Annotated in this window: 20 protein-coding genes and 1 tRNA gene; 10 read left to right on the top strand and 11 right to left on the bottom strand. The window is 30.6% G+C overall.

Going from position 1 to position 20,583, the window contains the following annotated elements; all coding sequences use genetic code 11:
• Positions 1-629, top strand: a 629-nt coding sequence (locus tag AC3Y25_RS03470; RefSeq protein ID WP_489901741.1) for a hypothetical protein, incomplete at its 5' end; no start/stop codon positions are given.
• Between the two features lie 260 nt (positions 630-889).
• Here AC3Y25_RS03470 and ybeY read toward each other — a convergent pair.
• Both ybeY and AC3Y25_RS03460 read right to left on the bottom strand, forming a co-directional pair.
• Positions 890-1,309, bottom strand: coding sequence for an rRNA maturation RNase YbeY (gene ybeY, locus AC3Y25_RS03465; protein ID WP_489901740.1), 420 nt, complete (start codon positions 1,307-1,309; stop codon positions 890-892).
• Positions 1,306-4,707, bottom strand: a complete 3,402-nt coding sequence (locus AC3Y25_RS03460) for a coiled-coil domain-containing protein (protein WP_489901739.1) — start codon at positions 4,705-4,707, stop codon at positions 1,306-1,308. Before AC3Y25_RS03460 ends, ybeY begins: the two co-directional genes overlap by 4 nt.
• Before the next feature lie 185 nt (positions 4,708-4,892).
• Between AC3Y25_RS03460 and AC3Y25_RS03455 the strand changes: the two genes are divergently transcribed.
• From AC3Y25_RS03455 to AC3Y25_RS03445, 3 genes are all read left to right on the top strand, one after another.
• Entirely contained in the window at positions 4,893-5,468 is a 576-nt protein-coding gene (locus AC3Y25_RS03455) for a hypothetical protein (protein ID WP_489901738.1), read from the top strand.
• A gap of 122 nt (positions 5,469-5,590) precedes the next feature.
• Positions 5,591-7,096: a glutamate--tRNA ligase gene (gene gltX / locus AC3Y25_RS03450; protein ID WP_489901737.1), complete on the top strand. Its 1,506-nt coding sequence runs from the start codon at positions 5,591-5,593 to the stop codon at positions 7,094-7,096.
• 254 nt (positions 7,097-7,350) lie between these two features.
• Positions 7,351-8,331: an SPFH domain-containing protein gene (locus AC3Y25_RS03445; protein WP_095930167.1), complete on the top strand. Its 981-nt coding sequence runs from the start codon at positions 7,351-7,353 to the stop codon at positions 8,329-8,331.
• 25 nt (positions 8,332-8,356) lie between these two features.
• On the opposite strand, the gene AC3Y25_RS03440 is transcribed toward AC3Y25_RS03445, so the two are convergent.
• The 5 genes from AC3Y25_RS03440 to AC3Y25_RS03420 all read right to left on the bottom strand — a co-directional run bounded on the left by AC3Y25_RS03440 (position 8,357) and on the right by AC3Y25_RS03420 (position 13,272).
• A complete protein-coding gene (locus tag AC3Y25_RS03440) occupies positions 8,357-8,611 on the bottom strand; it encodes a DUF6327 family protein (RefSeq protein ID WP_427875683.1) in 255 nt (84 codons plus the stop codon).
• A 2-nt stretch (positions 8,612-8,613) separates the two neighbouring features.
• Complete coding sequence (locus AC3Y25_RS03435; protein ID WP_489901736.1) at positions 8,614-8,964, bottom strand: competence protein; 351 nt, start codon at positions 8,962-8,964, stop codon at positions 8,614-8,616.
• Between the two features lie 75 nt (positions 8,965-9,039).
• Positions 9,040-9,366: a YtxH domain-containing protein gene (locus AC3Y25_RS03430; protein ID WP_111378726.1), complete on the bottom strand. Its 327-nt coding sequence runs from the start codon at positions 9,364-9,366 to the stop codon at positions 9,040-9,042.
• 93 nt (positions 9,367-9,459) lie between these two features.
• The gene (locus AC3Y25_RS03425; protein ID WP_489901735.1) at positions 9,460-9,939 is read right to left on the bottom strand and encodes a hypothetical protein; all 480 of its coding nucleotides are present in this window, start codon (positions 9,937-9,939) and stop codon (positions 9,460-9,462) included.
• A 1,215-nt stretch (positions 9,940-11,154) separates the two neighbouring features.
• Complete coding sequence (locus AC3Y25_RS03420) at positions 11,155-13,272, bottom strand: glutamine--tRNA ligase/YqeY domain fusion protein (RefSeq protein ID WP_489901734.1); 2,118 nt, start codon at positions 13,270-13,272, stop codon at positions 11,155-11,157.
• A gap of 151 nt (positions 13,273-13,423) precedes the next feature.
• Here AC3Y25_RS03420 and AC3Y25_RS03415 point away from each other — a divergent pair, with 151 nt between their 5' ends.
• From AC3Y25_RS03415 to AC3Y25_RS03400, 4 genes are all read left to right on the top strand, one after another.
• Positions 13,424-13,642, top strand: coding sequence for a hypothetical protein (locus AC3Y25_RS03415; RefSeq protein WP_489901733.1), 219 nt, complete (start codon positions 13,424-13,426; stop codon positions 13,640-13,642).
• Positions 13,632-13,931, top strand: coding sequence for a hypothetical protein (locus tag AC3Y25_RS03410; RefSeq protein WP_489901732.1), 300 nt, complete (start codon positions 13,632-13,634; stop codon positions 13,929-13,931). The genes AC3Y25_RS03415 and AC3Y25_RS03410 overlap by 11 nt, the downstream gene beginning before the upstream one ends.
• Before the next feature lie 2 nt (positions 13,932-13,933).
• Complete coding sequence (gene folB / locus AC3Y25_RS03405) at positions 13,934-14,293, top strand: dihydroneopterin aldolase (RefSeq protein ID WP_111422890.1); 360 nt, start codon at positions 13,934-13,936, stop codon at positions 14,291-14,293.
• Positions 14,294-14,387: 94 nt separating this feature from the next.
• Positions 14,388-14,458, top strand: a tRNA-Cys gene (locus AC3Y25_RS03400).
• Positions 14,459-14,971: 513 nt separating this feature from the next.
• On the opposite strand, the gene AC3Y25_RS03395 is transcribed toward AC3Y25_RS03400, so the two are convergent.
• From AC3Y25_RS03395 to rnr, 3 genes are read right to left on the bottom strand one after another with little or no spacing between them, the layout of a single operon-like run.
• On the bottom strand, positions 14,972-15,652 hold the full coding sequence (locus tag AC3Y25_RS03395) for a LysE family translocator (protein ID WP_489901731.1): 681 nt from the start codon (positions 15,650-15,652) through the stop codon (positions 14,972-14,974).
• Between the two features lie 13 nt (positions 15,653-15,665).
• Positions 15,666-16,334: a head GIN domain-containing protein gene (locus AC3Y25_RS03390; RefSeq protein WP_379795086.1), complete on the bottom strand. Its 669-nt coding sequence runs from the start codon at positions 16,332-16,334 to the stop codon at positions 15,666-15,668.
• 23 nt (positions 16,335-16,357) lie between these two features.
• Positions 16,358-18,541 (bottom strand): ribonuclease R, encoded by a 2,184-nt coding sequence (gene rnr, locus AC3Y25_RS03385; RefSeq protein WP_427875688.1) that lies wholly within the window; start codon positions 18,539-18,541, stop codon positions 16,358-16,360.
• Positions 18,542-18,651: 110 nt separating this feature from the next.
• Between rnr and AC3Y25_RS03380 the strand changes: the two genes are divergently transcribed.
• The gene (locus tag AC3Y25_RS03380) at positions 18,652-18,885 is read left to right on the top strand and encodes a putative signal transducing protein (RefSeq protein ID WP_111368335.1); all 234 of its coding nucleotides are present in this window, start codon (positions 18,652-18,654) and stop codon (positions 18,883-18,885) included.
• Between the two features lie 802 nt (positions 18,886-19,687).
• Positions 19,688-20,119 carry a ribose 5-phosphate isomerase B gene (gene rpiB / locus AC3Y25_RS03375; RefSeq protein ID WP_427875689.1) on the top strand — a complete coding sequence of 144 codons (432 nt, stop codon included), beginning with the start codon at positions 19,688-19,690 and terminating at the stop codon, positions 20,117-20,119.
• A 151-nt stretch (positions 20,120-20,270) separates the two neighbouring features.
• Here the strand turns inward: rpiB and AC3Y25_RS03370 are convergent, their stop codons facing one another.
• The gene (locus tag AC3Y25_RS03370; protein ID WP_427875690.1) at positions 20,271-20,540 is read right to left on the bottom strand and encodes a DUF1294 domain-containing protein; all 270 of its coding nucleotides are present in this window, start codon (positions 20,538-20,540) and stop codon (positions 20,271-20,273) included.
• Positions 20,541-20,583: the final 43 nt, after the last annotated feature.

Raw genomic sequence — 20,583 nt, 5'->3', positions numbered from 1 at the left:
CAGAACTCTCAAAGCAGAACTCTCAAAGCAGAACTCTCAAAGCAGAACTCTCAAAGCAGAACTCTCAAAGCAGAACTTCCAAAGCAGAACTTCCAAATCAGAACTTCCAAATCAGAACTTCCAAATCAGAACTTCCAAATCAGAACTTCCAAAGCAGAACTTCCAAAGCAGAACTTCCAAATCAGAACTTCCAAAGCAGAACTTCCAAAGCAGAACTTCCAAAGCAGAACTTCCAAAGCAGAACTTCCAAAGCAGAACTTCTAAAGCAGAACTTCCAAAGCAGAACTTTCAAAGCAGAACTTCTAAAGCAGAACTTTCAAAGCAGAACTTTCAAAGCAGAACTTTCAAAGCAGAACTTTCAAAGCAGAACTTCCAAACAGAACTTCCAAACAGAACTTCCAAACAGAACTTCCAAACAGAACTTCCAAAGCAGAACTTCCAAACAGAACTTCCAAACAGAACTTCCAAACAAAACTTCCAAACAAAACTTCCAAACAGAACTTCCAAACAGAACTTCCAAACAGAACTTCCAAACAGAACTTTCAAAGCAGAACTTTCAAAGCAGAACTTCTGAAAGAAATGTTTCACGTGAAACATTTCTAAACTTCCATTCTAAACTTCCATTCTAAACTTCCATTCTAAACTTCCAAAGAATATTTTTTAACCATGTTCCACGTGAAACATCTTCTTTATTCTCTTTAAAATTCAAACCTAAAAATCGTTCCACGTGGAACGATTTAATCTTTTATTCAACTTCTTTGCTTTAACGTTCCACGTGGAACGTTGTAAAATTCTTCTATTCTTCTTAAAATATGTTTCACGTGGAACGTTTTAAAAATCAAAAACCAAGAAAGTTCCACGTGAAACATATATATGAAAAGAGATTTAATTACTGTTCCACGTGAAACATCTTTATCTTCTCTTCCTCCTTTTGTCTCATTAATTGAGCTTCTTCCTCCAACTTATCTTTATATCCACAGTAGTGTAGTATACCATGAGATAGCACTCTTTTAAGTTCTTCAGCAAATGAAACATTGAAGTCTTTTGCATTATCTGCAACACGTTCTACAGAAACAAAAATATCTCCATTTAACTCGTTACCAACAGAATAATCAAAACTAATAATATCTGTAAGCGTGTCGTGATCTAGATATTCAACATTGATCTTATGTAGATATTCGTCATCACAAAATATATAGTTGATCTCTCCTTCATTCTTATTCTCAGAAACAATTACAGCGCTTAGCCAGTCACTAAAAGCCTGCTCGTCTCCTAAAGTAAAATCTGTTTCGTAATTAAAATTTATCATTTTGTATTAAAGTATTCTTGAACTTTTTGATTAAAATTCGAGCGCAAAGGTAGTGATTGTCTGTTTAATATCTCAACGCTGTTTAAATATTCCAATAATGAACTTGGCAAAGCATTTGAACGATTACTAAATTCAGCCTTATTAGTTTCAGATTGTCTTTGTGTATCTTGCCCTTGTTGCTGAACTGCGTTGTTCAATTTCCATAATTCTTGTTGGATATTTAATATACGTTGCAGGTTCTCATTCTTAAATCCTTTGTTCAAAATCTGCTTTTCAGATTGTTTCATTTGGTCCATTATAGATTTTCCTTGCGCATCCAAACCTTTCTTTGCTAACTCCTTTTGCAATGCTTCTCTAAGTTTAACTTGCTCCTTGTATATTTCCATAATAGCTTCTGCATCTCCTTCTCCATCTTCTCCTTCATTACCGTTCTTCTCTCCTTTTCCGCTCTTACCCTCTTTACCAGAAGAACCTTTATCTCCACTTTTGTTACCTTGTCCTTCTTTACCCTGACCTTCTTTTCCTTGTCCATTTTGCCCTTGTCCAGACTTTCCATCTTTACCTTCTCCAGGTTTATCTCCAGATTGCTGTCCAGGTTTCATACCTTCTTTCATCTTATCAGCAAGTCCTTTTTGTTTCTGAATAATATCAGGCAATTGCATTCCTTGTCCGTCACCTGGTTTAGGTTTTCCCGCTCCCGGTTTAGACATAGACATCTGCATATTATTCAATAAATCACTCAAGAAATCGGCTAATTTATTAGCAGATGAAACTGCATATTGTTGGTGTGAAACTCCTCTTGGAATTTGAACATCAGTTAAAGTTTCAATCGCCTTGTCCATGTTGTATTGTACATTTCCAATTTCTTTAGTTACGTCTTCTGCTACCTTTGGGTTACGTAATGAAAGTGCAAACAAACTATCATCTACATGTCTAAACTGCTGTTTCAAATTCTGCTGAATCTTGATGTTCTTTGTAAATGTAGAGGAACCCAATTTCATTGCTTTGAACTGTTTCATCACATCTTCTTGTGATAAAGAATAAGCCAAAAGATTATCTAGAATCTGACGAAGCATTGCTACATCTTCTTCCAATTGTTCTTGTTCTCCACCTTCCATTTCGCTCTGCATTTCTTGAGCCATAGACTTCATTTTCTTAGCCGCACTTTTCTGCTTTGGCTTAGCCGCAGAAGTATTCTTTTTGCTCAATTCTTCAGAAGCTTTATTAAGATCATTGTCTACATCTTTTTCTTTAGAAGCATCAGATGGAATATCCAAAGGTTTCTTCAAAGTCTTATTTTCCTCTTTCAAATCTTTTAAATCTTCCTGAATCTTATCAAAAGATTTATTGATTTCATCTTGCTTCTCTTTCGTATTTTCTTTCTCTTTATTAGATAACTGTTCCTGTTGTTCCGACAGTTTATTTAGTTTCTCAGCAACTTGTTCTGCTTTCTTAGAAACATAAAAACGCTTGGTCAACTCAACCAATTGCTCTAAATTACGAGATTGGTTTTTACTAATTTGTTTGAACTTTTCCATCTTATCAAACAGTTCTTCGCTGTTTAATTTATCATTCAAGTTCTTTAATTCGTCTAATAATTTCTGATTCTTCTCTAAATCTTTCTGTGCATTATCCAAACGCTTTTGCAAATCTTCAGCAGTTTTATCCTTCTTATCATCTTTGAATTTATCTAAATTCTGATTCATTTTTTCAGAGAATTGTTTCATCATTTCGTCTTGTTGTTTCTGACGTTTGATAAAATCATTGATCTTCTGCTGATCTTTAAACTCTAAATTATCTTTTTCTTTTCCGGTATTCTGAAGCTTATCCATTTCTGAAATCTGCTTTGTTTGGTTCTTCAAAGATTTAGATAAACTATTAATATTTTGATTTTGTTGCTGTAATTCCTGATCTTGAATTTCATCTGTTGTAGCTACACGATCTGAAAATGTAGAAGACTTTGTAGACTTAAATCCGTGTGGTGCATCGTTATCAAAAACTTCAAAATAGTATTCATATGAAACTCCTTCTTCTACTGGGAGATTGCTTGGAAAATTAAAAACAAACTGATCAAATATTCCAGCCTTTACAGGAATATTTCCGCGCTTAGCAGACTGAGGTTTGTTACGTTCATAGTATACAATTTGCAGTTTCGAAAGTCCATAATCATCACCCAATCTTCCTAGAATATAGTTCTTATCTAGCTTCAAACTGTCTGGCGCTGGCCCCACATTGATGGTTGGAAACTGATCTTTTATCACAGACAGCTGATAGTCTAATTTCTCGTAGTTTTTAACCTTATTATTAGACGTAAGAATTTGATATTCTGTATTTTGACTAATATTTTTTACTAATTTAAACTCATTTTCTACCTTATTAAACTTGAAAACTTCATTATCTCTTTTCCATGCTACTTCTTGTGTAGATTTGGTGTTCATTTTCCAAGTTACCGTTGTTCCTTCAGGTACAATTGCGTTTCCAGTTCCTTGAATTGTCTCTGATTTTTTCTTTAGATAAGAAGGAAAATTCAAAACCATTTCGAAGTTTGCAATTGACGGAACAGTGATAACTTTCAAATCATACTCTTCAGAAACTACCGAGTTTCCTTCAAAAGAAAAACGAATATCTTCTGCTGGTTTCTCCACTTTAAATTCAAACTTTCCAGTTTGAGAAGATTCCATAAAATAGCTTTCATTGCCAATATGAATCATAACATTTTCGGGAACTATATTTCCAACAGATTCCATTTTGATCACGAAATCTTTATTTTGTTCTGCTTGCAAATTTGAATTCAAAACCACAAACTTAAAAGGAGCTGGTGGTAAAAATGCAGAATTGAAATGTACTACTCTATTCAAACTTTGAGAAATTACATTACTATTTCCAGAAATATAAAATAATGCAAAAAGTAAAATTGGTATTAAAGCTAATGGCAAGTATTTTTTATTTGCTTTAAAATTGATTGCATTTCCAAAAGGAATTGGTTGCAATGAATTTGCTTTTTGCTCAATTGAAGCTAAAACCAATTCTGAACTTTCAGCATTATATTCAGAAGACAATTGTAAAAAGTTGGTAAGCTTATCGCTCACTTCTGTGAAATGATTTCCAATAATTTTAGAAGCTTGAGTATAATCTATTCCCTTTTGAAGTTTGAATAACTTGAACAATGGAAAAAGAATTAAACGAACTAAAAGGAAAACTTCAACTCCAATAAATAGCCAAAATAGAAAAGTTCTTCCAAGAGGTTTCAACCAAAGAAAGTACTCTACAAAAAGCGTAAACAAAAAATACAACAACCCAAAACCGGTAAAAAGTAATATCCCTTTTATCAGTTCGTTGGTATAATATTTCTTAATGAAAGCCTCTAGCTTTTGATATATTGCAGATGATGTTTTCAAAATAAATCTGTTTTAATTATAACCTATAAAAGTAGTAATTATAACTATTCTTATTTCAAAATTCAATCTTCAATTTAAATTAATACATTATCTAGATTTAAAAGCCTATAATATCATAAATAAAACTTTTACTAGTATTAAATTAATTCAGTTAGTCTCAGATTTACAAAAAAATTTAAGTACTTATGAAAAAATTAATTTATTCAGTTATTGCTTTAATAGCAATTACATCATGTAGTAATAATAGTGATACAGAAAACACTAAACCAATAGATCCTCCTGTAGAAAAACCAACAGAACCTACAAATAATAGTAAAGGAAAATTCACATTGGATAATGTCACCTACGATGTTACATTTGGGTTAATTACCACTTTAAAAATTCCAAACAATATATCTCACACAAGTATTGATCTACAAAATATAAATAATAATGCATCTGAAACTAATAATGTTTCATTAAGCATTTTTCATGACACATCTAAAAGTATTTCGGGTACATATAATTTAGGCGACTGGAGAAAAAATGATATAGGAATTTTAGATAGTTATCTAACATCATATACTTCTTCGGTAAATACACCTTCTGGACTTGAAATAATTTCTTCAAACACAAAAGATATATCTGGTGTAAAAGAAGGCTTTTTGATTATAAAAGAAAATGGAAACAAAAACTATACTATTAAATATGACCTTCTATTCGAAAATGGAAAAAGATCTTCAGCAGATACAACATTAGATTTAATAGAAAACAGAAAATAAAAGATTTTTATAATGACAAAGTTAAGAGCTAAAGAAATTTCTTTAGCTTTTTTTTATCAATAAAATCAACATTCTGAAATCTAAAATCATAAAACGTATCTTTGCAACAAAATTTTAAACAAATGTCAAAGCAAGTTCGTGTGCGTTTTGCACCAAGTCCGACTGGACCGTTACATATTGGCGGAGTTCGTACTGCCCTATTTAATTATTTATTTGCAAAAAAACATAATGGTGTTTTTTATCTGAGAATTGAAGATACAGATCAGACTCGTTTTGTTCCAGGTGCAGAAGCTTACATTATGGAAGCTCTTGAATGGTTAGGAATTGCTCCCGAAGAAACAGTTGGAAAAAATGAAAAATTTGGTCCATACAGACAAAGCGAACGTAAAGATTTATACCAGCAATATGCAGATCAATTAATCAATTCTGGTTGGGCATATTATGCTTTTGATACTCCGGAAGCTTTGGATGCACATAGAAAACAGCACGAAGCTGAAGGAAAAACATTTATTTACAATCACCATAATCGTGAAAAACTAGATACATCATTGGTAATTTCTGCAGAAGAAACTGCTAAAAGAATTGCAAATGGAGAACATTATGTAATTCGTTTTAAAACTCCGGTTGATGAAACTTTACATTTGAAAGATATCATTCGTGGAGATGTGAAGTTTGAAACTAATCTTTTGGATGATAAAGTTTTATTTAAAAGTGACGGAATGCCAACTTACCATTTAGCCAATATTGTCGATGATCATTTGATGGAAACATCACATGTAATTCGTGGAGAAGAATGGTTGCCATCTATGCCACTTCATGTTTTATTATACAAAGCATTTGGTTGGGAAGCTCCAGAATTTGCACATTTACCTTTGATTTTAAAACCAATTGGAAATGGTAAATTATCAAAAAGAGATGGAGACAAAATGGGATTCCCAGTATTTCCATTAGAATGGAAAACTGAAGAAGGCGTTTCATCTGGTTACAGAGAAAAAGGATTTTTCCCAGAAGCTGTTGTAAATTTCCTTGCTTTGCTAGGATGGAATGACGGAACAGATAAAGAATTATTCTCTTTAGAAGAATTGGCTCAATCTTTTGACTTGAACAGAGTTCACAAAGCTGGAGCAAAATTTGATCCAGAGAAAAACAAATGGTTCAATCACCAATATTTAGTAAAACAAAATGATGCTGATTTGGCCAAAACCTTCTCTCGTATTTTAGAAGAAAAAGGCTTCTCGACTCCGCTCGAAGTGACAACTCACATTATATCACTTATCAAAGAAAGAGCAAACTTTGTTTCAGAATTTTGGGATCTGACAGATTTCTTTTTCCAAGCGCCAACATCTTACGATGAGAAAGCAAGTAAAAATTGGAAAGAAGAAACTCCAACTTTAATGCAAGAATTGATTTCTGTTTTAGAAAATATCGAAGATTTTACTTCTGCAAATATTGAAGCAATCGTAAAAGATTGGTTAACTAAAAACGAAATCGGAATGGGTAAAGTAATGCAACCTTTCCGTCTAAGTTTGGTTGGAGCACTTAAAGGTCCTCACCTATTTGACATTGTTGAAATCATTGGAAAAGAAGAAACTATTTCTAGAATTCAGAAAGCAATTTCTTCTTTGTAAAAAATTTTACCATTAAGATATTAAGTTAATTAAGCATTTCTTGATGGTAAAAAACAGAACTTAAAAGTTCATAAAGCTAAGTTTAATTCTCTTGACAAAGCTTTGATCTTAATTTTCTTAATACCATAGTGGTTAAAAAAACAAACGCTAAGCAACATCTCAAAAATGTTCTTAGCGTTTTTTTAATGTTTTAAAATTTTAATTTAGAAGAATTTTCGTAATTTACCGAAATTCATAAATTAAACTAAATAACCATGAGTACAGCATTTATTATCTTTTTAGTATTGGCATTCTTCATTTTCATGTCGTCTTTCTTTACTGTAAAACAGCAATCGTCTGTTATTATCGAACGATTTGGAAAATTTCAAAGTGTTAGAAATTCTGGATTACAACTTAAAATTCCGTTGGTTGATAGATTAGCCGGAAGAGTAAATCTTAAAATTCAGCAGTTAGATGTTATCATCGAAACTAAAACTAGAGACAACGTTTTTATTAAAATGAAAGTTTCTGTTCAGTTCAAAGTAATTCAGGAAAAAGTATATGAAGCTTTTTATAAACTTGAATATCCACACGATCAAATTACTTCTTACGTATTTGATGTCGTTCGTGCCGAAGTTCCTAAACTAAAATTGGATGATGTTTTTGAAAGAAAGGATGATATTGCAGTTGCAGTAAAACGTGAATTGAACGAAGCAATGTCTACTTACGGATATGATATCATCAATACTTTAGTTACCGATATTGATCCAGACATTCAGGTAAAAAATGCAATGAATAGAATCAACGCTGCTGATAGAGAAAAAACTGCAGCTGAATTTGAAGCTGAAAGTTCAAGAATTAGAATCGTTGCAAAAGCAAAAGCCGAAGCAGAAAGTAAACGTTTACAAGGACAAGGTATTGCAGATCAGCGTCGTGAAATTGCAAGAGGTCTTGTAGAAAGTGTTGAAGTTTTGAACAATGTTGGAATTAATTCTCAAGAAGCTTCTGCCCTAATTGTAGTGACACAGCATTATGATACTTTGCAAGCAATTGGAGCTGATGCTAATTCTAATTTAATTTTACTTCCAAATTCTCCACAAGCTGGTAGTGACATGTTAAATAATATGGTTGCATCATTTACAGCATCAAATCAAGTTGGCGAAATGATGAAAAAACACAATAAAAAAGTAGAGAAACCAAAACCAATTCAGCCACAGTCTGGTTATGAAGATGACATTCAACCAGATGTTCAATAATAATTTTACAAAATAAAAAAGAGGCTTAATTGCCTCTTTTTTTATTTATAAACCAATTGATCACAAATGGTAAAATAGATTGTAAAATTTCTGGAAATGATTTTTTGACATAACCTGTGTAAGATGAAATAAAACCATTTACAATATTTTGCGGTGTTATGCTTTCCTTAGTTTTCTGAAAACTTAAAACCAATTTTTGATAATTGATTTCTTTTTCTAGTTTTAGAATTTCCAGATCTCTTTCAATCTCAGCATACGAAGAGTATTTTTTTCTTTCCATAATTAATCATTAAAAAAGATTTCTGAAAATTTCTCTAAAATTGGTCCTTCAACAAACTTATCCTTTAGAAAGAAAAGTAAAATGGTAAAGAAAAGATAGATCCCTCCTACTGCTAAAAATCCGAGAGCATTACTTTCAAACAAAGAACCAAAAGCATACGCTGCGGCAAAAGATCCAAAAATCATCACCATACTGAAACACAATAAAATCAAAGTAAACTTAAAGATTAAAGTTGTTGATTTCATTGCAACCTTAAAACCCCAAAGTTTGTAATAAGCTAAATGACTTTCAATGTATTCTTTAGCTTGATCCTGAACTTTTTCAGTGTTTTCTTTTAATTCTTCAAAAGCCATATTTAAAATTTTAGATAAAAAAAAAGCACATTACTTTCTTATAAAAATAAGCAAGTAATGTGCTTTATAAAAATATTATTTCTGAAGTTTAGCGTTTTGTGCTTTTAACTCAGCCAATTTAGTTTCTAAAAAAGTAATTACTTCTTCTGTTTTATGGCTGACATTAGAAAGTAACTCATTCAAAGTTCCGTCAAGATTATGAGTAGCACTCGTAAATTTTTCACGAAGAACTTCAGAGCTGGCATCAAAAGAATCTTTCAGATTATGTTTAGCATCATCGATACCTTCCTTAATTTTTGCTCTTGTTTTTGATCCTTTATCTGGAGCAAATAAAATTCCGATTGCCGCTCCTGCAGCCGCTGCAGCCAAAATTGCTGCTGCTGTATTTAAATTCTTAGACATGATAGTTACAATTTAAAATTATTAATAAAGATACTCTTTTTTAAAATGATAAAACTTTGATTAATTGCAATTTACAAAAAATTAACAATCTTATTAATACACATAAGCTACAGCTTCGTACTTACCATCTGCTTTTTCAACAATGCTAACAAAAGGATAACCATTTGAAGCAGATTTAGATTTGATTCTCATAGCAGTCTGGTTCTGATTTGCAATTGGCGGTTCACCTTTTGTCCTTGTTGAGACTCCAGTAAAACTTGCCACCTGTTTCAGTCCTATTGTTTTTTCTTGCGGAAGAACAGTTACCATTTTGTAATCGTCTTTTGAATCTACTATTATTTTATCAGAAACTTTTTGAGTTTGTTTTGTTTCCTTATTTGTAATAGATGAAACTGCATATTTACTGATTTTGATTTCTTCAGAACTTCCATTCAAAGAATAATAAACAAAACCATTTTCGTTTTTAATAAAATTTACATCAAGCTGTTCTCCGTTGTGTTTTGTAATTTGATGTGTTTGTGAAATTGCTACGTTTGCAAATAATAGTGCTACTGCGAAATATAAAATTTTCATGATAATTAGATTTAAATTAAAAATTGTCAGACCTGAAATTTAAAAACTAAACTTTCACTCAAATTCAACATTATGGTATTTTGTACATTATGACATAATTTGAAAAAATATTTTTTACGGGAAATATTATCAAAACTACATCATAATAAAAATGAGAACATAAAATTGTCTTTTTAGGAAATCAGTTTTGAAAATCTATTATTATAAAAATTACGAGTTTCTAAAAACAATAAATTTCAACTTAGATTCTTTACGGCAAATTTTAATTTTTTACAAAAATCATCTCTGACTTTTGGTATTGAGTTAAAAATAGCAGTTTTATAAACAATTGTATGTTAACAACCCGTTAAACTGACTAAAATAACAGTAAAAACTAAAATAAAGACCGTAAATAAACAATTATCTAAAAAATGAGTTATATATCAAACACGTTTAAAAAACGTCTTAAAATTAATTTATGAAGGTTAAAATCAATCTATAAAAACTATTATTCTTATATTTTTAATCATTTTTATAAATAATAATTAAAAACTAAAGTTTTAAAAAATCTATAATAAAAATTTATATAAATAAAATTAAAAGCAAATGCTTAAAAAATAATTAAAAACTATAGATTTAAATTCTATAGTAATTTTTATAAATAATAACTATAAACTAACTTTAAAACTATAACAATAATCAAAACTTATAATTACAAAAATTGAAGCCAAAAATTAAAAAAATAAGAAAAAACTTTAATTTTAGTTTTTTGAGAAGAAAAATAGAACTAAAATAGCAAAAAATAAAAATAAAGAGTTTTAAGAAACGAAAAACAAAAAAAGGTCTTCTCTACTCAACTATTTTTTATATTAGCTTAAATATAATTTATGAAAGTTACTTTTAATCTATAAAATAAATAAAAAAATTAAATTTAATAGATTTTATAAATAATAAACATACACAATTAAAAATATAAATTAAATCAATATAAACTATAAAATAAAGTTTGATAGGAAAAATTGGGAGTAAAAAAAGACTAAAATTAAAATAAAGCTTCCAAATAGAAGAAAATTAAAAAAATGAATTCCTTATCCAACATAATTTTATTTTCCGTTAAAATCAATTTATGAAAGTCACTTTTAATCTATAAAAATTATAAAATTATTAATTTTAATAGTTAATCTATATAATAAAAAAAAGCGCTTATAAAAGCGCTTTTCATAAATTTACTTGATATTACTTCTTCACCATTTCAGAAAGAATTTCAATTTCTCTTTCTGAAGCATTTTTTGATGGATTTGAATATAATTTCAAAATTTCGTCTGAAAACTGATCTCTCAAATCTTCACTTTCAATATCTCTTAAATTCAAAAGTGCTTTTGATCTAACATAAGTCGATTCACTTTTTAGAGACATTGAATATAATTTCTTAATATCTTCTTCTTCAAAATCTGTAGATTTCCAGTTTGAATATTTCAAAATAAACTGAGAAAACAACAGCGAAGCCTTATTATTGTTGATATTCTTCTTTAAAGAATTCTGTAAAAGTGAAAAAGTCGAGATATTTTTAATGTTCTCCCCTATTGCACTTTCAATTGCAATTCTTTCTGGTTTAGTCTCAACTTTAAAATATTTGTTGATATCTTTCAAAGAATTATTGATGCTATTTTCTTCTTTTTTACCCTTTTCTTCCCAAGCATCTTTCAATCCAACAGTTTTGTTAAATACTAATTTTGAAGCAGTTGAATCTTTATCAACAGTAAAATAACCTAAACGTTGAAACTGAAATTTATCTTCATTTTGCGCTGTTGATAAACTTGGTTCAACATATCCAGTTACAATTTCTAATGAATTTGGATTCACAAAATCTAAGAAATTCTTCTCTTTATAACTGTCTGGAGCTTCATCTGTAAACAAACGATCGTACAAACGAACTTCTGCTTCTAATGCATGCTGAATTGAAACCCAATGTAAGGTTCCAGATACTTTTCTTTGGCTTGCTTCAGTTCCGCTTCCGCTTAAAGAATCTGTATCATACGTTACATGAATTTCTGTAATATTTCCGTTTTCATCTTTTACAACTGATTCACCTTTAATGATATAAGCATTTTTAAGACGAACTTCTTTTCCTAATGTCAAACGGAAAAATTTAGCTGGAGCTTCTTCTAAAAAGTCTTCTCTTTCAATGTATAATTCACGAGAAAAAGGTACTTTTCTAAAACCTGCATTTTCATCTTCCTGATTGTTTTCAGCTTCCAACCACTCTTCTTTTCCTTCTGGATAATTGGTAATTACCAGTTTTACAGGATCTAAAACAGCCATTACACGAGGTGCAATTTTGTTCAAATCTTCACGAATACAGAATTCTAAAACCGATACATTGATCAAATTATCACGTTTTGCAATACCAATTGTATTAGCAAAATTACGTAATGAAGCAGCTGTATAACCACGTCGTCGCAATCCAGAAATGGTTGACATTCTTGGATCATCCCAACCGTTAACATGCTTTTCTTTAACTAGTTGCTGTAATTTTCTTTTACTAACAACAGTATGTGATAAGTTACGTCTAGCAAATTCTCTTTGTTTTGGACGCAGTTTATTTTCATCTAAAATCTGATCTAAAAACCAATCGTATAATTCACGGTGAGGCAAGAATTCTAGTGTACAAAATGAGTGCGAAATTTGTTCTAAATAATCACTTTGTCCGTGTGCCCAATCGTACATTGGATAGATTTTCCAGGCATCTCCAGTTCTATGGTGATGTTTGTGTAAAATTCTGTACATGATCGGATCACGCATTAACATGTTTGTTGATTTCATGTCAATTTTTGCACGAAGAATATGTGTACCAGCCTCAAATTCACCATTTTTCATTCTTTCGAATAAATCTAAATTTTCTTCAACAGAACGATTTCTGTACGGACTATCAGTTCCTGGAGTAGTTGGAGTTCCTTTTTGGATCGCCATTTCTTCAGAAGTCTGACTGTCAACATAAGCTTTATCTTTCTTAATTAAGAAAACTGCCCAATCGTATAATTGTTGGAAATAATCTGATGCATAACATTCTTCAGCCCAAGTATATCCTAACCATTCCACATCTTTTTTAATAGCATCAACAAATTCCTGTTCTTCTTTTTCAGGGTTTGTATCATCAAAACGTAAATTCACAGGAGATTGATAATCAATTCCTAAACCAAAATTTAACGCAATAGAACTCGCGTGCCCAATGTGTAAATAACCATTAGGTTCTGGTGGAAAACGAAAGCGAAGTTTAGTATTTGAAAGACCTGATTTTACGTCTTCCTCTATGATTTGTTCAATAAAATTGAGTGATTTCTCTTCTGATGCCATTATTTTATAGTAATTTTAGCAAAGATAAAAAAGTTTATAGTTTATAGTTTATGGTTTATGGTTTTCTTTGGAAACTTACTGAAAACATGAAACGTTAAACTCAAAATCTTTAATTAATTTATTTAGTATTTTTGTATAAATATTCAGAATTATGAGACAATTAACTGTTACAATTCCAGACGATTTTTACGAAACTTTTATTAGTTTTTTCAAACATGTTCCAGATGTTTCTATAAATGAAAATGTTGAGAATGAAATTCCACTATGGCAACAAGAAATGGTTTTAGAACGTATGAAGAATGCTAAGCCAGAGGATTTTATTGATGCAAATGTTGCTTTAGAAAATTTGAAAAAGAAATATGGTTTTTAAAGTTCTAATAGTAAAAAGAGCCGATTTAGAAATTGAAGAGGCTTTTTTATACTATGAAAATATTAGAAAAGGTTTGGGAGAAAAATTTATCTTAGACTACCAAGACCATTTGAAAACACTTTATAAATTTCCTCTTTTTGAGGAAAAATACAATGTTGTGCGTACTTTACCATTAAAGAAATTTCCTTATACCATTCACTTTACAGTTGATGAAATAGAAAAAATTGTTTCTATTCTAGCTGTAACTTGCAATTATCAAGATCCAAACACTACAAGAATAAAATTATAAAAATGGGAGTTATTAAACTTAAAAACATTCGTACTTTTTCTTACCACGGATGTTTAATTGAAGAAGGAAAAATTGGATCTGATTACAAAGTAGATCTAAAAATTAAAACCAATTTACAGAAATCAGCAGAAACAGATCATCTTTTAGACACTGTAGATTATGTTCATTTGAACAAAATTGTAGCCGAAGAAATGGCAATTCGTTCGCATTTATTAGAGCATGTTGCCAAAAGAATCAATATTCGTGTATTGGCAGAGATAGAAATGGTAGAAAAAACAACAGTTTGGGTTTCTAAAATAAATCCACCTATTGGTGGTGATGTTGAGTCAGTTACTATAAAAATGACGGAAATTAGAAAGTAATCTTTTAAATTAAAATCCTAAAATTTTAAAATAGTTACTATGAAACTTTTGAAATTTAAAGATTTTAGTTACTTTTGCCAACCGTTCAAGTAATGGCGTCGTGGCCGAGCGGCTAGGCTGGGCTCTGCAAAAGCTCCTACTCCGGTTCGAATCCGGACGATGCCTCAAAACCTTCAAAGCAATTTGAAGGTTTTTTTTTGCTTAATTTTTAGAAAAAATTAGATAAAGATTTATGTTCGAATCCGGACAATACCTCAAACCTTCAAAGCAAATTGAAGTTTTTTTTTTATATTTAATTTTTAGAAAAAATTAGATAAAGATTTATGCTCGAATCCGGACGATCCTCAAACCTTCAAAGCAAATTGAAGGTTTTTTTTATGTTTAATTTTTATAAAAAATTAATTATTAAAGTTTGTACATAAACCCGACAGGTTTTAAAAACCTGTCGGGTTTCTCATTTTTGCACAATTTTGTAATTTCGACGAAGGGGAAATCTTCACAAGTAACTCCGCTACTAATAGACCAATCTTTGTAGAGCTTCTAGCGGAGATTTCTCCTTCGTCGAAATGACAAGATTGCGAAATCCACGGAATTACTTCATTAGTCACTATGACTTATAAACACAAAAAAACCTCTGAAATTCAGAGGTTTGATTTTATATTTTTGAGTTATTAACAACTACTTTTTCTCTATTCTTTCGAAAGCATTTTTAACCATTTCTTTTTCTTTTGGAAACCAGCCTTGAATAACTAAAGCAAATCCGAAAACCATTAAAACAATGCTTATTCCTTTTTTAATTTTAAGAATATTAGTCGGAGTCATTTTTGATTTTAACTGTTTGGCTAATAAAATTTTAGCACAATCAATTAATAAATAAGTGATAATTACGGCAGCAAAAAAGGTCATCATTCTTGAAGTCTGCATATCTAACTTTGGTCCTACAGAGATAATTACTGCTAACCAAAAGCCTAAAACTCCAATGTTAATAACGTTCAATAAAAAGCCTTTTGCAAACAAACTGCCATAGTTTCTTTTCAGAATGTCACGATCAATTTCTTCATCGTTTATTTTTTCCTCTTTCTTTAGTTTTACAAACGAAATAATACCGTAGGAAAGCATAATTATTCCTCCAAAGATAAAAAGTGCTGGATCGTCTTTTAAACTCGAAATCAAGCGGTAACTTCCTAGGTAAGCAATAGCAATAAAAAAAATATCACCTAGTACTACTCCAAGATCAAAAACCATTGCAGCTCTAAATCCTTTTGTAATACTGGTTTCTAATAAAACAAAAAATACAGGACCTACCATAAAACTAAGAACAAGTCCCCAGGGAAGTCCCGCTAGAATATCATTAATCATCAATTGCTACTTGTTATTTTACTTCTTCTATTTTACCGCCAAAAACAGTCTTTTGGTTTATTTGCTTTGGTTTTCCATAAATGTAAATAGAGCCTCCTGCGCTCACTTTTGCATCGACAAGGGTAGAAGCATTAACATCGGCTTTTCCTCCCGCAGAAACGCTTACAGTAGTCTGAGACGTACTTAATTTACTTGCTAACAAATAACCGCCAGCTCCTAAACTTGCAACTTGATTTTCTGCTTTTCCTGTCAAAGTGATAGAACCTCCTGAAACAGAGCTTACTTTGAGTTTATCAACATTCAAATCAACATTAATAACACCTCCTTCTTGAGCACTTACTTTAAAAGAAGTTGCTTTGATAGCTTCACTGCTTTTTACCTCTGCTCCTTCATTAACATCAATAAGTTCTAAATGTTTGTAGTATAATGTAATATCGAGATCATTTCCAGACAAAAGTTTTGGAAAAGGCATTCTTAATTTTAAAATACCATTTTTGTTAACCGCTTCAACCTCTGCTTCTCTTGCTCCTTTGATAACAATTTTATTTTCAGATGACTGAACTAATTTTACACTTAATTTATCAAATACTTTTACGCTATCAAAATCACCTAACTCTTTGGTAACCTGACCAAAAGACATTTGTACAAATAAAATTGCTGCTCCAATAATTAGCTTTCTCATACTTTTATTTTTAAATTAATTATTTATTCTGCTCTTCTTAAAAAATGAAAATCAAGTTGTTTTTTAACTAAATCGGCATTTTTTACTTTCACATAAATTTCGTCTCCTAACTGCAGTAAACGGTTTGAAGTTGCTCCAACCAATGCATATTGTCTCTCATCAAAAGTATAGTAATCCTCTTTTATTTCTCTGATTCTTACCATTCCTTCACATTTATTAGAAACGATTTCAACATAAATTCCCCATTCGGTAACACCAGAAATAACCCCAAGGAATTCTTCATCTTGATGATCTTGCATGTATTTAACCTGCATGTATTTAATACTATCTCGCTCAGCATTAGTAGCTAAACTTTCCATGTTTGAACAATGCAGACATTTGGTTTCGTAAGTTTCCTCATCTACAGAAGCCCCTCCATCCAAATAGTATTGTAACAAACGGTGTACCATAACGTCTGGATAACGACGTATTGGCGATGTAAAATGGCTATAATAATCAAAAGCTAAACCATAATGACCAATATTATCAGTCGAATATTTGGCTTTGCTCATACTTCTAATGGCAAGAGTATCAATAAGATTTTGTTCTTTCTTACCATTTACTTCTTCCATCAAAGCATTTATTGATTTTGCTATATCGCCTTTTGTCCTAAAATCAATTTTATAACCAAACTTAGCAATTACGGTTTGCATGGCAACCAGTTTATCTTCGTTTGGTTCATCGTGAATACGGTAAACAAAGGTTTTCTTTTGTTTTCCAATATATTCTGCTACTTTTCTATTAGCCAAAAGCATAAATTCTTCAATCAAATGATTGGCATCTTTTGATACTTTAAAATATACTCCTTCTGGTTCTCCTTCTTCATTAAGATTAAATTTCACTTCTACTTTATCAAAAGAAATAGCGCCTTGCTGCATTCTTTTCTTTCTTAAAATCTTAGCTAATTCATCCAATTTTAAAGTGGCTTCAACAATTTCATCTGAAACTACATACGATTCTCCGGTAATAGAAATATCAACTGGAATGGTATTATTTCCTTTTGTTTCAATAATATGCTGAGCCTCTTCGTAAGCAAAACGCTGATCAGAATAAATTACTGTTCTTCCAAACCATTGGTTAATAACTTGCGAAGTTGGCGAAATTTCAAATACAGCAGAGAATGTATATTTCTCTTCATTTGGACGAAGTGAACAAGCAAAGTTAGACAATACTTCTGGAAGCATTGGCACTACTCTATCGACCAAATAAACCGAAGTAGCTCTTTGATACGCTTCATCATCCAAGATTGTTCCTTCTTCTAAATAATACGAAACATCGGCAATATGAATTCCAATTTCAAAGTTTCCATTCTCTAACTTTTTGAAAGACAAGGCATCATCAAAATCTTTTGCATCTTTTGGGTCAATCGTAAACGTAAGTGTATCACGCATATCACGACGTTTTGCAATTTCAGATTCCTGAATCGAAGTGTCCAGTTTTTGTGCAAACACCTCTACTTCAACAGGAAAATCTGCTGGCAAGCCATATTCAGCTAAAATAGCATGGATTTCAGTATTATGTTCTCCAGGTTTACCTAAAACTCTAATTACAGATCCAAACGGACTATCGGCTCTTTTTGGCCAGTCTTCAATCTTAACTAAAACAACATCACCATTTTCTGCTTCACCAATTTTATCTTTAGGGATAAAAATATCGGTATACATTTTAGGATTTGCAGTAGAAACAAAAGCAAAATTTGGCTGCATATCAATTACACCAACAAATTCTGTTTTATCTCTTTCGACCACTTCAATTACTTCACCTTCAGGTCTTTTTCCTTTTCTACGGTTATAAACGTAAACTTTTACTTTGTCTTTATCTAATGCACGATTCAAATTATTGGACGGAATAAAAACATCTTCTTCAAATTCATCACAAATAAAATATGCCGTTTTTCTGCTTGTCATATCTATTGTTCCTTCGTAGTAATCCTGGCTTACTGCTTTAATCAAGTATTTTCCAGGTTCTGTTTCTATAATTTTCTTTTGAGCAGCAAGAATCTTTAGTTCTTTTATAATTTGATTTCTACTATTTGTATCATCTAATTCTAGCTTTGCTCCTATCTGTTTGTAATTGAATGGCTTATTGGCATTTTGCGATAAAATCTTCAGGATCTTCCCAGAGAAATCTTTCTCTTTTTTTATCGGCTTTCTAATTTTCTTACTCATATATCTTTTCTAATAAGGTTTAAAATTACGAATAAGAAATCAGATTACAGATTTTAACAAATAGAATTATTAAAATTATAACTTTTCGTACATTTACAAAAAGACCTAAAATGGAAAGCTTCAAAACGATTGCCGTATTCAATTATCTGCACGAAACCGTAGTTCTCAAACACTTACTAGAGCAAGAAGGAATTCCTTATTTTTTCGAAAACGAAATGACACTCTCTGTCATGCCGTTTTACTCCAACGCACTCGGTGGCATCAAACTCAAAGTTCATCCAAACGATTTCGAAGAAGTCCAACAAATTCTGGACAATCTCAACAATCCTCTCAAAATTGTCTGAAACAAATTCAAACAAACTCAAAAAAAGAGTAAAATTCAATTCATCAAAAATTTTTTTTCCTTTTCAACTTTTTTAGTTTTCAACATATATTAAATACAACAAAAAAGATTTTTAAAAATTTAAAAAAATTTGTTGGTTATTATAGTGTGTTAATATGTCGAATAAATTTATTTTTAAAAGTATTGAAATGAAGTTTCTCTTAGTTATTTTGAGTTATCAACATAGTTATTTTTAGTTAAATGATTAATTTATAAGACTTTTTGTATTTTAATTAACAACGGTTGACAACCAAATTTGAATTGATTTTGTAGATAAGTTGATATGTTGATTTCTGTTGAAAATGGTATTTTTGATATTGATAACTTTTCCAAAAATTCACGAAACTTTTCTTGCATATTAAAATCAAGTTTTGGATTAGGTATTTTTTTGAAACAACCAAAAAAAACTTCTAATTTTCTTTTCGAACTTATTAACATTTTCTGTTAACTTAAAGTTAATTGAATATCAAGCAATTACAAACTCCTATTAACACCTCAAAATTTTAACAAATATTCTGTTTATTCTTCATTGATTATGAGATAGTTATAGAGTTATCAAAATTGTTAATAACCTATAAGGTTTTGACAGTAAGATAGTTGTGATTCTTGTTTTTTTGAAACGAATTACACGAAAGTGCAGGAACTTATATTGGAATGTTTATATAGTATTGAAAAAGAAAATAATTTGTGAAAATTGGTGTAATTCGTAGCAACCATTTATTAATTGAGTAAATTTGCATAACACAACTTAATAGTATAGAAAAATGAAAATTTCGATAGGAAACGACCACGCAGGACCAGAATATAAAAAAGCAATTGTTGAAATGCTGAATGCTAGAGGATATGAAGTAACTAACTATGGTACAGATACTGATGCTTCTGTTGATTATCCTGATTTTGGACATCCGGTGGCAAATGATGTATCTGAAGGAAAAGCTGATTTTGGAATCGTTATCTGCGGAAGCGGGAACGGAATTGCAATGACTGTTAATAAACACCCTAAAGTAAGAGCTGGTTTATGCTGGACTAAAGAAATTGCCTATTTAACTCGTTTACATAATGATGCAAATATTGTGAGTATTCCAGCAAGATTTACTTCAATTCATCAGGCTGTTGAAATCGTTGAAACTTTCCTTGATACCGCTTTTGAAGGTGGCAGACACCAAAATAGAGTGAATAAAATTGCTTGTGCATAAAAAGTCAAAAAAAATTCGGTGCTTCGCACCTAGTAATAAACACACCGGGCCGATTTTTTAATTTGCCCGGTTTTTTATTTAAGTAATTATAATTCAGTTATTTAAACTTTTGTAAAAAGACTATTTTTTGAGTTATCAACAATGTTAATATCTACTTTTTGTAATTCAGAAAGGCAATTATAAGTGATGCTTGAATTACTAAAATCAAAACAAACTTCACAATAAAAGAAGTTTTACTCGTTTTATGTCTAAATAGTAACATTGCTGTTAATAATCCGGGTGAACCTCCAATTAAAGCCATCAGAAACAAGGTTTTTTCAGGAATTCTTCGGTTGTTTTTTCGAGCTTGAGATTTGTCATATCCAGCGAAAATAAAAACAAGAACATTTATAAATAAAAAATATAGTAATAAAACTTCCATTGGTTTAAAATTAGAAACAAAGATATTATTTTAGCCAAATGAT

The sequence above is a fragment of the Flavobacterium sp. LK-23 genome, from assembly GCF_058135255.1.
The sequence above is the reverse complement of the archived record's forward strand: the minus strand, read 5'-3'. Positions and strand labels throughout refer to the sequence as shown.